This window comes from Paenibacillus sp. FW101-FHT12H11 (assembly GCF_058790355.1).
In genome coordinates this window covers 323,833-339,503 of record NZ_JBYTCO010000003.1, presented here as the reverse complement: position 1 = coordinate 339,503, position 15,671 = coordinate 323,833, and the positions used below count along the sequence as shown (strand labels likewise).

Here is a 15,671-nt window from a genome sequence, read left to right as displayed (position 1 = left end):
TTTTTTTTTGAGTCGCTTCACATTAATAGCTAATCTTGACTGTTTTAATCTCAAATGGCTTGAAACTAAGCGCGATCACGTTCTTTGTTTCCAGCTTCTCCGTGTCTTCTTCCAACATGTTGGTTACAGCAGCTTTGACCATACCATTCGCAAACGTCAAGGTCGAATTGGTATAAGTCCCCTCTGCCTCATACATCCTGATGATATAAGCCATATCGTTATCCTCGCACGGCTTGATCGCTTCAATCATAATATTCGGTTCACTTACGCGAATAAACGATTCGAAGCTGCATGCGCCCGGAACGATAATCGGCTTATAATTGAACGCGTAAGCGGGCTTAATGACGGATTCTGCATCGAATCCGCTGTGATGCGGCAGGAACGCATAGGAACAGCTGTGTTCGCCCTTATCTCCCCTGAAATCCGGCCGGCATCCGCCTTTATGAAGCGTGAGTCCAAGCTGGGATTGATGGACGGATATCCCGTATTTGCAATCGTTTAACAGGGCAACGCCGTACCTGGTTTCGGACAAATCGGTGTATTTATGATTGCACACCTCGAACTTGGCTTTTTCAATATCCGTATTCCGGGTCGTTGGCCGCTTAATGTAACCGAATTGCAGCTCCTGTCTTGCAAAGTCAGCAAATACAGTCGTATCAAATACGGTCTTGAGCAATCGGTGATCGTCCTGCCAATTCATTAACGTCTCGAACTTCACTTGCTTGCTGTCGCTGTAGAAAATGACGTCCTGCTGCAAGCTCGATTTGGCGGTCAGCTTATACTGATTGCGGATTCTAAATTCCACGAGCCCATCCGAGACGATTTCACTTGAGAGCAGTTCAGCGTTATCCTTAAACTTCAGCTCAATATCCGCATCAATGTCCCAACTGTCCCAAGCGGTCGGCACATCCTCCGCCATGAGCAGCGTATTCAGGGCATAGCCGTTTCCTCTGAGCTCCCTATTCAAACCTTTATCGATCATCGATTTGATATAGCTCTTTTCGTCGAAAACCACTTTATAGAATGGCGTATCCAGCGTCTGGTTCTCATAATGGAAGCAGGTGCCTTCACTCAAGTCGCCTTCCACCCGCTCCAACACCGCAGAAGATAAGGCTTTGATCGTTACACCCGCGATAGCGAGCTGCTTGCGGCCCCACAGATCGGTTACCCGCTGCTGAGCATAATCCCCTTGGATCACGCAGCCATCTTGAGCATCCAAATAAATTGTATCGTTGCGATCGAAAGCTAATGTGTTAATAACCGAGACTTTGTTGTCTACAGGTTCAGCAGGCACAACCTGTTGAATTAATTGATCCGCTTGCTGAATGATGTACGTCGTTTCCGAGATGCTCCGGTCATGCACGTCAGGAATGGATGTTCCCGGTAAAATATCATGAAATTGGTTAATGAGCAACGTCTCCACAAGTGGCCTGATATCGGTATCTCGACATATCACATCACGATTCACTGCATCTCTAACCGTAAGGTATTCCAAGTCATGCAGTCGGATCTCGGATAAGCGGTTATTGCGTTTGATCGTATGTTGATTCGTCAGCGTGCCCCGATGAAGCTCGAGATACAATTCGCCCGCATATACGGGAGGGCTTGTAAGGGACTGCTCCAATCTTTGCATGAAATCGCCAACGAACATCGTCTCGACTCTCGGGCAGCCTTCCAAATCGCTGCATCTGCGCGCCATTTCAATCATTTCGAATTGCGGTCCACCGCCACCATCGCCATACCCATAGGCCAATAGACGCATGTTGGACACCCTTTTATCCGTGATGGCATCTTTGGAACGGTGACCGTCCATCACGGAGTCAATGCAAGTTTCCGGATCCGGCCACAGGTGGGTTTTATTTAGATGCGTTAACACTCTCGTCCCATCCAGTCCCTGCCAATAAAAGGTATCGTAAGGAAACTTGTTCGTGTCGTTCCACGACATCTTGGTCGTCAGGAAATAGTCGACCCCGCACCCCTTCATAATCTGAGGAATGGAAGGACTGTACCCGAACGTATCCGGCAGCCAGAAGCAATTTGACGTATAGTCGAAATGCTCCCGTGTAAATCTCTGCCCCCAAACGAACTGACGCAGCATCATTTCCCCGCCGACCAAATTGCCGTCGCATTCAATCCATACGGCGCCATTCGGTTCATACCTTCCGTCTTTAACTGCAGCTTTGATATTTTCAAACAACTCGGGATAGTGCTCCAACATCATTTTTCCATGATAGGCGGAACTTTGTACAAATTTATACTCCGGATACTGCTCCATTAAACTAATCTGATTGGCATACGTACGCGCACACTTTTTAACGGTTTCTTCAATCGTCCAACGCCATGCCGTATCCATATGGGAATGCCCAATGACCGCTGCAATCGGAGCCAGAGAAGTGTTCTTGTATTGATATAATGTTTTAATGAGCTTGCTGGATTGCGCAACGGCCTCCACAAATATGCTGGTCTCAATATTATCAGGGGAATAATAGAGAATTTCATGAATTTGCGTTAACGTTTTAATGATATTAGCTCTAACAAAACTATGTTTATCCAATGCACCAGCCATTTGGTTAAAGGTTTTCAGGTCGAAGTAAAAATCAGCCATCTGATGGTTTTTGACACAAATGTCGACGGATTCGTATTTGTGCATGAAGTCGGAGCGCGGAGATTCCGCCAACGGCTGGCTGGCTGCTGAGAAATGCCCCGCATAAGACTCCAGCGCAACCTCAATGCGTTCACCCCCTTGAACATTCGACTTCAGTAAATCGCAGTAGTGATTCCCATGGCTTAATGTAAATGTTCCTGAAGGCGATCCGTTTACCCAGAGAAGCGTCTCATGTCCTCCGACATGCGGTTTCAGGAACAACGTCATCTGATCCAGCTCCTGCTTGACCTTGTAGGTTCCTTTCAGCCAACAATAATTCCCTTCACCGCCCCATACTTCCCCTGAACTGGTCTGGACGAACAAATGGCTCTCCGGTATGCGATGCAATCTTTCTGGAGTCCGGTAAACCTCTACATCCAAAGTGTCTACTTTGGTGAAAATGTAAGGCTCAATCGTTTTCTCGAATCGCTTGAGTTTCCCGAGCATGCGCTCTGTCTGTTTTTCATTCAGCATAACCTGTTAATTCTCCTTACTTTTTGTTATACAGTCTGTTCGCGTTCTTGACTAACTCATCGCCGAGCTGTTTTTTCCAATCCGCAATAAAAGCATCAAAATCATTAATCGTCTTCTCGCCAACGATGACTGATGTGAACATGGTGTTCCATTGTGTCGCATACGTTTGATTTTTGCCATCCAGATTCTCGCCGGATTCCGTGGTAATCGGGCCCTCAACCGTCGGTTTATCCGTAGTCACGAGGTAATCCACCTTTTTCTTGCTGTACAGCCCATTGTCGTCAAACAGCAGCTTCTGTCTGTTCTCTTTTATAAAAGCAGGAAGCACTTTCGCATTCACATCATCCGTGGCGTCAAAAGCGCCCATAAACGGCCAGCCGAATCCTTCTTTGGCTTTGGCCTCATTCGTTGAGAATTCCTGTTTGGTTACAGGCGAATTATTAACAAGCGTATAGTGCGTATCTTTCAATCCATACTTGGCCAGTGTAAACGTCTCCGCATCGCCAAAAATGGTATCCCAAGCCGTCATAATTTTATGCAGTTTGTCGCGATCTTTCTCCAGCTTCTTATTAAAGAAGACAATATTGGTAAACATCGGTGCGTTGGCGACAATCGCCTTGCCACCGTCTCCAGACGTCGGGAATGGCGCCCATTCCAGCTTCGCATTCGGATATTTCGCTGTTAGCTTGGCACCGATACTTCCTTCATCAAATGGCGGGTTGATCTGGAGAGTCGTATTGTAATATTGGTAAAAGAGTGCATTGTTATTGACAAATTCGTCGATAGGCGCCGATGTATTCTGATACATCGTGTAGTACTCCGGATTGATATAGCCGGCCTTATACCATTTGTTAAGCTGAATTAGCGCTTCTCTCATACCGGGCATGAAAGGTGCGTATTGAATTTGGTTATCTTTATAAATCCAAGCATCACGCCGCACACCATATGCAGACAAGAAGTAATACATCGCCTGCGCTTCTCCGCCGTTTTGAACCGTTATCGGATAATTGCTCGGATATTTTTCCTTATACTTTTTGAGCACGGTATCCCAATCGGCAATCGTTTTGGGCATGCTCACCCCAAGTGCTTGCAAGATGTCGGAGCGAATGGCGACGCCATAAGGCAAGGAGTTGCCGAGTGCCCCATTGTTAAAGCCCTTCAGTTTGCCATCTCTCGACCATAGATCGAGGATGTGGCTTTTTTGACTGCCGACTCTGCTAACAAATGACGCATAGATGTTGGGCGCGTATTGCTTGACTTCGTCCTCCGTCAAAGTTGCAGCCGAATCAAACAGTGCTTTGCTGCTTGTAATATAGCCCCCGTACACATCCGGCATCTCACCGGACGCAACGAACAAATTCAGCTTCGTGTCATAATCGGCATCGGCCACAGCTGTGATTTTCAGATCAACGCCAAGCTTTTCATTCAGCTGCTTAATAACTTCTGAATTGGGATTAGGCTGAATTCTTGTCGTAAAGATGTTGATGGACGGCTTTTCCGTGGTACCAGCTTTGGTTTCATTGGTAGAGGAGGTACAACCCGCAAGAACAGCAACCGCAGCCGTGGTCAAAACAAGTGAAGCAGAAACGCTTTTGACAACTTTCATCGACAATTTCCCCTTTACTTTCATCATGTATTTGGACTAGCCTTTGAAACCTGTATTACCCTTTCACAGCACCGATCATAATTCCCTTAACAAAATACTTCTGCAAGAAGGGATACACCAAGATGATCGGGATGGTGGTGACCAGCAAGATAGCTGCCTTTACGGATTCGGCCGTATATCGCTGACCGGACATATCGACATTCTCAATCCCCATGACATTGGCCAGGGCTGCATCCTGCGCATTATTAAGGACATCCCTTAAAATAATTTGCAAGACTTTGATCTCACCATTGGAGATATAAATCATGGCGTCAAACCACGAATTCCATTGGCCAACCATCGACCATAACGTCACAGTGGCAATGATCGGCGTAGATAAAGGCAAAACAATCGTGAAGAAGATAGAAAAATCGTTCGCTCCATCAATGTATGCGCTCTCTTCTACCTCAACAGGCAAGGATGTAAAAAAATTCCTAATAATCACAATGGTATACGCACTGCACAAGCCTGGGATGACCAAGGACCAGATGGTATTGAGCATATGCAGCTCTTTGACCAGCAAGTAAGTCGGAATTAATCCACCTCCAAAAAACATCGTAAATATAATGAGGCCCATCCACCATTTTCTACCTAACAAATATCGTTTGGATAACGGATAAGCGAGCATAGCCGAAACAACAACCGTCAGCAGGGTCCCCAAAACCGTCCTCAGAATCGTCCAGTAATAGGATTCAAGCAAAGCGCCAGTTGCAAAAATCTGTTTATAAGCATCAAAAGTTGGATTGCTGGTAAATAAGTGAAGTCCGATTGTACTGGATTCATTGGGAGGGCTAATGGAAATTACAGCCTGCTGTACGAATGGAAAAACAATTGTTAAACAAATGAATAACATGAAGCCTATATTAAAACCATGAAATATCCTTTCACCTAAACTCAATTTCATATGCGTACTCTTTCCTTTCTTTATTAGAAGACTGTATAGTTTGATAACTTGCCAACAATCCAATTCGAAGTTAAGACAAGGATGAGTGCGATGACACTTTTGGCGATGCCAACCGCTGTTGAGAAACTATATCGCATATCGACCAAGCCTACCCGGTACACAAAGGTATCGATAATATCCGCAGTTGGCATGACGATGGAATTGTAAAGGTTAAATATCTGGTCGAAACCGCCATCAAGAATACCGCCTAGCCCTAATACGAAGAGCATACAGATCGTAGGCAAAATACTTGGAATCGTAATATACATACATTGCTTGAATTTGCCCGCACCATCAATGACAGCCGATTCGTACATATCCGAATTAATCCCGGCAATCGCAGCCAGATAAATGATACTGCCATATCCAATTTCTTTCCACACGTTAGAAACCAAGAGGATCTGCAGGAACGAATCTGCGTTACCCAATAAAATCCGGGGCTGCCAACCAAACGCATCGCTAATTAAGCCATATAAGCCGTATCTTGGAGAAACGAGTTGAAAGATGAGTCCTGCTACAATAATCCATGAAAGGAAATGCGGAAGATATGAAATCGTTTGCACAATTCTTTTGAATTTATGCGAAACCAACTCATTTAGCAGCAAAGCAAAAATAATGGGTGCTGGAAATCCTATGGCAATCTTTAAGATGCTGATTTTCAGCGTGTTTAACGTAACCGTCCAAAAATATTTCATTTCAACCATCTCACGGAAATACTTGAGACCTACCCATGGGCTGCCAAATACGCCGTCTTGCGGACTATATTCTTTAAAGGCAATCAGAATCCCATACATTGGAATATATTTAAAAACCAGAAAGTAGATCATCCCAGGGATTAGCAACAAGAATAGAAACTTCTGCTTCATTAGCTTTGGAAATAGGCGATTTTTCTTTCGCAAAGTATGGATGCCTAATCCTACCTGCTCATTAACAACGCTCATACACATCTCCTGCTTTCTCTTGTAGTTTGCTACACGCATCGCGAATGCGCTTTCTTTCTTGGATTTATTGTAGCCCGATTATGAACGAATAGTAATGATTTATCTTTACAAAAAATGATGTATTTTTACTGTCGTCATGGTGATGGCGCGAAAAACCTTATCCCGCGGCGAAAAAGGCTGAAACAAATTCGTTTCAGCCTACTCAATGTGCACAAACGCCCACTCCGTTGCATATGGTGGAAGCAATGCAGGATCTCATTTCAAAGGAGATAACCCTATGTGGAATAACTTCCCGTCCTATCAAGATAACAGACCAGGAATTTCAAACCTTTTACAGTGTATGAATAAATGGGTGACCATCCAATTAACAGATGGGACAATTTTACATGTATATGTAACTGATGCCAATTTCAATATGGCATCAGGATTTTTAACCCATCAATCTTATAACTCCTTAGTCTGCAACGGATCTGCCATTCAAAACGCACAGCAAGCAGAGGCTTGCTTAAATCAGTGGGTTCAGCTTGTGCTTCCCAATGGAATTTCCCTCTCTTTTTATTTGACTCATTATGATGATCAAGTGATCGGGGGCAGTTTCCAATCGAATCAGCTTTTCGGACTGTTTAACCTTGTCGCTTCCGTACAATGTTGAATGAATTATTTGGAAATTTTTAGCTAAATTATACTTTTTGGGCAAACCTGTTTCTATACTGCTGAGGCGTTTCGCCTAAATACTTTTTGAAGGAATAGCTAAAATATTGGGAGTTTTCATATCCCAAATTTTCGGAAATATCCATAATCTTCATTTTGGTGCTGGCTAACATTTTTTTGGCGTCATTCATCTTCATTTCTATGATATATTCATTTATCGTTTGTCCCGTCTCTCGTTTGAACACCGCACAAATATAGGTAGGGGACATGAATACTTCGCTTGCAATCTCTGCCAGTGAGATGTTTTCTTTAAAGTTCCGGTTCACATAACGTTTGATGCGCTCAACTAAGTTGTTATGCTTTTTGTTGTATTTTGCGCTGTAGTAGTCGGCAATACAAATCAGCATTTTGCTTGCATGCGGCTTGATTGCTGAAATCGACTCCCCCCTCATAATCGCTTGCAAAGAAATCATGTAGGTGGCGTTAACTTCCTCTACTTCATCTTCGGTTTCACAGATTTCCCGGTGAGCATCAATGACTAATTCCAGAAAGCGGCCCCGGATATATTCCTGGGAAAATTGATTTACTTTGGAGAGCAGCGAGTAGTATTCTTCAAATAATGCCATCGTTTTCATAGATTCGCCCAGTTTAATTTCTACGAGCAAAAGCTTCTGCAGCTCATTTAATCGGGCATTATGATTCAAATCACTCATTTTATCAATCGTGTTAGAGTCGATAATATCATTAATATGAATAATAGAATTATTGCCGGTATAAAACTTATAGCTTACAGCATTACAAGCGCAACGATAAGATAGATTAGCCGTTTTGACACTCACACAATTCCCTATGCCAATAGAAAGCGAAATACCTTCAAAATCAATTAGCAGCTGTTCAATTCCTTCAAAAATTGGAGTCATTTTATCTTCATAGCCGTACTCCTCGCCAAAAATGATGACAAATTCATTATCTTTGGTTGAAAAGCAGATGCCTGCTTGAAAGTTATTTAAGGTTTGCTCCATGATGTTTTTAATCGAAAAGTTAAAAAACTGTACGCGCTCAACGCCTTCTTTTCGCACGCGTTGTTCGTACTCGTCCATTTTAGCTACCACGACGGTGATATCTTCCGAGATTTGAAACGGTAAATCGAAATACACTAAACGTTCTTGCAGTTCGTCATTGCTTTCCATTCCATCGAATACAAGATTGGTTAGAAACTTATCTCGCATCAAAGACATGTTTTCTGAAAGCTGCGACGTGAGCCGCTGAATAACCTGTTCGCGTTGGAACTCCATTTCAATGGTATCCCGCGCTTTTTTCAATACGGATGTCACTTCTTTAAGCTGAATAGGCTTAAGAATGTACCCAGTTGCTTTCACATTCAGCGCCAGCCTGGCGTAATTAAAATCTTGTACACCGCTTATTAGAATGATCTTCGTTGGTATGTCATGCTCCATAAGCTCCATCGCCACTTCCAACCCGTTGCAAAAGGGCATCTGTATATCCGTTACCAAAATATCCGGTCGAAGTTCCAGACATAAGTCCAGCGCCTTCCGGCCATGATCGGCAATGCCAACTACCTGCATCCCCAGATCATGCCATGGAATTGTATCGTTTAGAATTTCAGTGACCAAGCAATCATCGTCAGCTAGAACTACTGTTAACATCGTTATCCTCCGAAGTGTAATTCTTGGGAATCAGAACTTCGACCGTGATTCCTTCGGTCTGATTTCGTATGTATCTAATCCCATAGCATTCTCCGAACGTACTTTGGAGCCGCCGATGGACATTCCGAATAGCAAATGAGTGTTCTTGGGGTTCTGTGGACTCCAGCAATTGATTAAGTTCTTCGACTTCGGCGCCGACGCCGTTATCCGTGATGGCAATGACAATTTTGTCACCCACATGCTTGGCGGATATCGTAATCTCCAATTCCCCCTTATCAGGATGAAAGCCGTGGATGATTGAATTCTCTACTAAAGGTTGAATGACTAATTTCACGATTCTGCTTCTCCGCAGCTCGCGTGGTATATCGATGCCATAACGCAGCTTCGAACCGAACGACATCGATTGGATCTCTAAATAACTATGCGTATGGTTGATTTCCTCTTCTAGCGTGATCATGGAACGCCCTTTACTCAGCGAAAAGCGATAGAAATTAGCGAGTGATTGAATCATATTGCTAATAATCGGCGCATTATATTTGATGGCATACATATTAATTGAATCTAACGTATTGTATAAAAAATGCGGATTGATTTGAGCTTGCAGAAATCGAAGCTGAGCATCCTTGGCAAGCAGTTCGGCGTTCTGCTTCTTCAAGTCGCTAATCGTTAATTTCTCGATTAAATCTTTGATCTGGCCAATCATTTGTTTATATTGCCGGATCAGATACCCGAACTCATCTTTTTTGTTATAGTTAAGGTTGATATCAAAATTATTCCCTTTCACCGTGCGCATAGAGGCAACCAACTTTGTAATCGGGCTAGAGATATAACGTGATAGAATGAATGCGGCTAGAAGAGCTGTTGTCATGCAAATTACGAGGATAACGACAACAATTCGCGTCAACCGAATCTGATCTGAATTAATTTCGCTTAAGTTCGTAACATTCACAATTCTCCAGTCGATATTATCCATCATTTTGGAGGTTACGAGTACTTTGCCCCCGTCCGAATCCATAATCTGTGAATGGCCCTCTTTTACATTCAGTTTCTGAATAAAGCTTTTTTCGACCTCAGATAGCGAGTCGCTGCTCAAAATAATTTGATTGTTGGGGTCCAGAATACATATTTTACTTTCTGGTGAAGGCTTGTAGTTTGAAAGCACACTGTTGATCGATTTGTTTTCCAACTCAATTTTAACCAAAGCTGCATATTCATATTTATCCGCGTTCTTTAAACTGAATATTCGTCTTGCCACGATAATATGATCTTGATCAGGACGAGCTTCTATGACAAAATTTTTACTTTGGCTGCTCACATACCAAGGTTCATTTTCAATTTTCGTAATATCTTGAACCTTGGAAGAAATATCATACTTTTGATATTCCGGCCGGTTGACCAAGTAAATCGTAGGTACGATCGCTGAAATCGGGGAGGCATAATAGTTTGACAAATAGTAACTGTCCAATGCGCGGTCCAGCTTAATAATCTGTTTCACATTGTCGGATAAATCCTGTGTCGGGCTCTCGCCTACCACCTCTTGAATCATCGGGTTTAGCGAAATTAAGGTGGTCATCTCATTAATAAATGCCAGCCTTTCTTGAACGATTAGTCGCGCTGAATCTAAGTTTTTCTCAATCAGTTCACTCATCTTCTTATTAATAATGCCGGTTGAACCTAAGTACACAATGACCGTAATAATGACGGAAGGCACTAAGATAGATGCAAGGAAATACAACACCAAACGATTACGAATATTCATACGTATTTTCCACTCGTGCTGGCCCCTTTCCGAGTAATCGCCGTGCACTTTCAGTATACCAACAATACGAAAACAGCCACAAGAGAGCGCATACAACTGCATAACATTTTTAACTTTTTCCCTCAAGTTTTTATATTTTATTGCGTTTACAAACTTGCTAACATAAATACGAAAGCGCTTCACATAACTCAAAGGGGGCTACAATTTGAGAACAAACTTTTCCAAATCGCGATACCGTCTTAGTCTTGCATGCCTATGCGGTGCACTCGTTACCACCGTTTTAGCCGGCTGCACCAGCAGTTCGCCTACTACGAGCAATTCACCAAGCAGCAGCTCGGAAGCTGCATCCAGCACTAAAATGGAAACTGTAAGGGTATGGACGAATGATGCTTCTTACAAACCTATTATGGATCCTATTGTTGATAGCTACAACAAGGGCCAAGGCTTAAAAGACGGGATCAATATCGAGTACAAAGTATACGGAAGCAATTACGACGACGTGTTAAAGGTTGCCCTGGCAGCCGATCAAGCTCCCGAGCTGTATAAATTTGTCGGCACGGTTAAAGAGCCTTTCATTAAATCAGGCTGGATGCTCCCAATAGACGATCTGCCGGGAGGCAAAGAATTCCTGAGTACTTATAAGGATATTTTGATTAAAGGCTACACAACGTTTAACGATAAATCCTACAGCGTTCCTTATAAAGTGTTGACTACGAAATTCATGTACAACAAAGACTTGCTGAAAAAATCAGGTTTTACGGAGCCTCCTGCGACTTGGGATGATGTTGTTGCCTATGCGAAAAAAATTACGCAAGACAATAAAGGCAGCGCTTACGGATACGGCGTGCACTTGAAAGATTCCGCTTCCTCTGGAAAATGGTACTTCGCTACCCAATTTGCAAGCTCGGTAGGCAATATGGGATTTGACTTTGCTTCCGGCAAATTCATTTTCACGGATTTTAAAGATAATATCCAAAAAATACTGCAAATGAAAGCCGACGGAAGCATATTTCCTGGCGGGGAAGGCATGGACAACGATTCGCTAATGGCTCAATTCGCTGCGGGAAGAATCGGGATGCTGCCAGGCGTGAACTGGGATGTCTCTTCACTCGATAAGTTTTGGAAAGAAACCGGAACCAAATTTGAGCTTGGCGTCGTCGATACTCCTGTTCTGAATCCAGCGGATAAACATAAAAACTACGCTCAGATCGCGGATGTGCTCTGTATTGGACCTAGCGCGAAAAAAATGCCTGAAAAAGCGATGAAGGTCTACGCCTTATTCCATAGCGATGAAGTGCTAAAAGCGATTCAAAATAACGAAATCGACTTTGTTGCCAGACAAGATATTCAGGCTCAAGCCCCTTCAAGCTTTAAAAAGGCAGGGACAGCAGAATTCGGGAATACATCTAATTCTTATTTTGCGCCCACTCCACCTGATGGCGTCATTACGATTGAAGGCCAGCCCTACCAAAATACGATTATCAATCTGATCGCTGGACCGGCAAATGCAGACGTCGCAAAAGTGCTTACCGACTTAACCAATCGTTATAACACAGCTCTTGATAAGGCGGTTGCAGGTGGATTGGATCTTAGCTTATATGTGAACAAAGACTGGAACACCAAGTCTAAATGACACATGACTACAAAAATTGAGAGTATGGCCCTGCCATGCTTTCAATTTCCAAGAAAGAAGGCATCGCACGCATGGACAGTATGCAGCGCAGGAATACGACCAGAAAGGTTTTTACCCCTCATCAAAGAGATAACATGCAAGCTTACTTGATGTTGGCTCCGATGCTCATTGGATTTGCCTTGTTTACCATTTACCCTATGTTATGGCTAATTCAATGGTCATGGTTCGACTACAACGGAATTTCAACAGCCAAGTTCATTGGGTTTGACAACTACATTCGGGCGTTTATGCGCGATAGTAACTATTGGCATTCCCTGTTAAATACATCATTTATCGTTGTCATCAAATTCATACTTGAAATTCCTCTTGCCTTATTTCTTGCCGTTGTGTTGAACAGTAATAAAAAAATCAATTCCTTGTTTCGAACCATCTTTTTCTCTCCAACCATCGTCAGTACAGCCATTGTCGGTATCGTTTTCTTTTTAATGTTCGAGCCTTTTCAAGGCGCTGTGAATCAACTGCTGAGATCCTTTAACCTCATCGATTCCCCTATCAATTGGTTTGGGGACAAATGGCTCGCTGATATTGTCATTATTATCGCTAGTGTCTGGAAAGGGTTTGGGGTTAACATGATCTTCTTTATCATGGGTCTTCAGAACATTCCACAAGATATTTACGAATGTGCGGACATCGACGGCGTAACCAAATGGAAAAAGTTTAGCCGCATTACCCTGCCTATGCTTGCTTCTACAGGAAAAGTCGTGATGATGCTCTTCATCGTAAATAGTATCAAAATGTCCGATCTGGTTTTGGTTCTAACCAATGGACAGCCCGGCGGTTCAACGGAGGTCGTGATGTCCTACACCTTTAAGTTTTTCTTCTCCTATGGTGCAGCGGACATGGTTAGCCAATATGGTTATTCTTCAGCGCTGGCCGTTATAACAGCCGTCATTCTGTCGATCGTCGTTGGTCTATATATGACCCTCACCAAAAATGTCGGAGATCATTATTAAGGAGAATGGAAAGAATGAAAACGAAAAGAGCAATAGAAGCCATTCCACTCTATTTCTTTCTGGCGCTGCTCGCTATAATAGTGATTTTTCCGATCTTTTATGTGATCATCAGTTCGTTGAAAAACACAGCAAGTATATTAACGTCTACCTCCTTTTTTCCTGAAACGATTACTCTTAAAAACTATGTGAAAGCTTGGAATTTATCCAATTTCAAAGTTTACGTATGGAACAGCATCTATATGTGTACGTTCATCGTCATCGGGACCATCTTTACTTCCATCTCTGCGGGCTATGTATTCTCGCGCGGACATTTTCTAGGAAAACGCCTATTGCTTGCCCTAATCACCTTTTCTATGTTCATCTCAGCAGGCAGCTTATACCTCTATCCGCAACTCAATATTGCAAAAATGCTGCATTTGAACAACTCGCTTTGGGGTGTCATTATTATCTACATTTTCGGAATCAATGTTACGAATCTCTATCTGGCCAAAGGATTTATCGACGGAATTCCGAAAGAGATCGACGAAGCGGCCAAAGTAGATGGTTGCAGCTTTTTCAGAATTTTCTACAACATCATTTTCCCACTGACCAAACCACTTATTGCAACCGTCGGCTTGTTGGCTTTCATGAATTCGTGGAACGATTACCTGCTGCCTATGGTGTTTACCTTAGGAAATCCAGACAAGCAACCTCTCGTCGTAGGAATTGTGTCTATGAAAACCTCCGGAGAATCGGTAACCTCCTGGGATCTGATGATGGCAGGCACCGTCATGTCGGTTTTGCCTATGTTAGTTGTCTTTATTGCTTTAAATAAATATTTTGTCGCTGGACTGACCAGCGGAGCTATCAAAGGCTAAATTCTATTAGAATGGAGAGATTACGATGCAAAACAAATTAATGACAGGGGTTCTCCCTGCACTGGTCACACCTTTGGATCAAGAAGGAAATGTCAAGACGGAGCTGGCTCCGGCTTTAATCGACATGTACGTCAAGCAGCAGGCAGATGGCTTATACATGCTGGGCTGGACAGGCGAGGGCCAATATTTAAGTGTGGAAAAAAGAAAACAATGGGCCGAAGCGGTATTACCAGCTGCCGAGCATAAATTGCCTATTTTCGTGCATGTCGGGTACAACGAGAATTTAGAAGATTCGATTGAACTCGCTGCGCATGCCGAAGAGCATGGCGCGTATGCCGTCGCATCGGTTGGTATTTCTGAACAAGCCACATTGCAAGATAATGTCGATTACTTCAAACGTATTTCTGCGGCCGCTCCAAACACACCGTTTTATATTTACTGGGTAGCTATGGGGAAAACGCTGACAGGAGGGCAAAGCATCGAGCCTTCCCTGCTCCTCGAGGCTATGAAAGAGGTTCCCACTTTCCGTGGCATTAAATTTACGGACAACAACTTTTATTTCTTAGAAAGATTCAAGAAGCATCAACCCGATCTCAACATTTTAACGGGAGCTGACGAACTGGCTATTTGCTCACAGCTGATGGGAGCCGATGGTAATATTGGAGCTCTACAAGCCGTTACATGTTATCACCATAAGGTGATGATGGAAAAAATGAGCGCAGGCTTGTACGAGGAAGCCCGTGACCTTCAATATCGCGCGAATGAAGTTACTGAGGCGTATTCAAAAGCCGCAATCGGAAATTTACCCGGAATCAAATTGTTAATCGAAGAAATTTTCCAGATTCCTGTTGGTTACTGCTCACTGACCGGTCCCTTTCACGGGGTCTATCATACAAAAGATACAGCGACTGAACTTATCGAAACTTACAGGAGAAATATCTTGGTTAACGGATAACGGCAACTAGGTACATACGTCCAATCAATTGCTGCTCAGCGGACATAAGGTATACCGTAGTTACTAATTACCAGGAAGGAATGAGTCAACATGGGAGCAGTCGGTTACGGTGGTAGTTGTGCAGGTTACGGTTCAAGCGCAGCAGCAATTTTGGTTCTCTTTATTCTTTTGGTAATCATCACATCCGCTTTTGTATGGTAATTTCTTAACCAAAACAAAGGAAAAAACGGCCGCTTATACAATGCGAGCCGTTTTTTTCTGCGTCGACACCTAATGCGAGCTCTCGAGTATTTTTTCCATGTCATGCAAATAGGTACATACGTCCAATCACACGGCACTTATCTAACATATCTTATACGGTAGTGATAAATCACCAGAAGGGAATGAGTAAACATGGGTGCAGTCGGTTATGGTGGTAGTTGTGCAGGTTACGGTTCAAGCGCAGCAGCAATTTTGGTTCTCTTTATTCTTTTGGTAATCATCACATCC

Annotated in this window: 13 protein-coding genes; 7 read left to right on the top strand and 6 right to left on the bottom strand. The window is 43.3% G+C overall.

The annotated features are described in order from the left end of the window. Positions 1–22 precede the first annotated feature (22 nt). Genes AC3WTJ_RS11765 through AC3WTJ_RS11750 form a run of 4 tightly spaced genes read right to left on the bottom strand, consistent with a single transcriptional unit; the run spans position 23 to position 6,647 of the window. On the bottom strand, positions 23–3,118 hold the full coding sequence (locus AC3WTJ_RS11765; protein WP_492521881.1) for an alpha-mannosidase: 3,096 nt from the start codon (positions 3,116–3,118) through the stop codon (positions 23–25). A 16-nt stretch (positions 3,119–3,134) separates the two neighbouring features. Next, complete coding sequence (locus AC3WTJ_RS11760) at positions 3,135–4,724, bottom strand: type 2 periplasmic-binding domain-containing protein (RefSeq protein WP_492521880.1); 1,590 nt, start codon at positions 4,722–4,724, stop codon at positions 3,135–3,137. Positions 4,725–4,779: 55 nt separating this feature from the next. Next, entirely contained in the window at positions 4,780–5,667 is an 888-nt protein-coding gene (locus AC3WTJ_RS11755; RefSeq protein WP_492521879.1) for a carbohydrate ABC transporter permease, read from the bottom strand. 23 nt (positions 5,668–5,690) lie between these two features. Beyond that, complete coding sequence (locus AC3WTJ_RS11750; protein WP_492521878.1) at positions 5,691–6,647, bottom strand: ABC transporter permease; 957 nt, start codon at positions 6,645–6,647, stop codon at positions 5,691–5,693. A gap of 277 nt (positions 6,648–6,924) precedes the next feature. Here AC3WTJ_RS11750 and AC3WTJ_RS11745 point away from each other — a divergent pair, with 277 nt between their 5' ends. Then, the gene (locus tag AC3WTJ_RS11745; protein WP_492521877.1) at positions 6,925–7,299 is read left to right on the top strand and encodes a hypothetical protein; all 375 of its coding nucleotides are present in this window, start codon (positions 6,925–6,927) and stop codon (positions 7,297–7,299) included. Positions 7,300–7,327: 28 nt separating this feature from the next. Here AC3WTJ_RS11745 and AC3WTJ_RS11740 read toward each other — a convergent pair whose 3' ends face one another. Then, entirely contained in the window at positions 7,328–8,965 is a 1,638-nt protein-coding gene (locus AC3WTJ_RS11740) for an AraC family transcriptional regulator (protein WP_492521876.1), read from the bottom strand. Further along, a complete protein-coding gene (locus AC3WTJ_RS11735; RefSeq protein ID WP_492521875.1) occupies positions 8,943–10,724 on the bottom strand; it encodes a cache domain-containing sensor histidine kinase in 1,782 nt (593 codons plus the stop codon). The genes AC3WTJ_RS11740 and AC3WTJ_RS11735 overlap by 23 nt, the downstream gene beginning before the upstream one ends. A gap of 205 nt (positions 10,725–10,929) precedes the next feature. On the opposite strand from AC3WTJ_RS11735, the gene AC3WTJ_RS11730 reads away from it, so the two are divergent. The 6 genes from AC3WTJ_RS11730 to AC3WTJ_RS11705 all read left to right on the top strand — a co-directional run. Continuing rightward, complete coding sequence (locus AC3WTJ_RS11730; RefSeq protein ID WP_492521874.1) at positions 10,930–12,357, top strand: ABC transporter substrate-binding protein; 1,428 nt, start codon at positions 10,930–10,932, stop codon at positions 12,355–12,357. 35 nt (positions 12,358–12,392) lie between these two features. Next, positions 12,393–13,370, top strand: coding sequence for a carbohydrate ABC transporter permease (locus tag AC3WTJ_RS11725; protein ID WP_492521873.1), 978 nt, complete (start codon positions 12,393–12,395; stop codon positions 13,368–13,370). A 14-nt stretch (positions 13,371–13,384) separates the two neighbouring features. Further along, on the top strand, positions 13,385–14,227 hold the full coding sequence (locus AC3WTJ_RS11720) for a carbohydrate ABC transporter permease (RefSeq protein ID WP_492521872.1): 843 nt from the start codon (positions 13,385–13,387) through the stop codon (positions 14,225–14,227). 25 nt (positions 14,228–14,252) lie between these two features. Further along, positions 14,253–15,182 carry a dihydrodipicolinate synthase family protein gene (locus AC3WTJ_RS11715; RefSeq protein ID WP_492521871.1) on the top strand — a complete coding sequence of 310 codons (930 nt, stop codon included), beginning with the start codon at positions 14,253–14,255 and terminating at the stop codon, positions 15,180–15,182. Positions 15,183–15,272: 90 nt separating this feature from the next. Then, complete coding sequence (locus tag AC3WTJ_RS11710) at positions 15,273–15,383, top strand: YjcZ family sporulation protein (protein ID WP_079412559.1); 111 nt, start codon at positions 15,273–15,275, stop codon at positions 15,381–15,383. Positions 15,384–15,575: 192 nt separating this feature from the next. Continuing rightward, the coding region (locus AC3WTJ_RS11705; RefSeq protein WP_492522223.1) for a YjcZ family sporulation protein at positions 15,576–15,671 on the top strand (96 nt) is incomplete at its 3' end.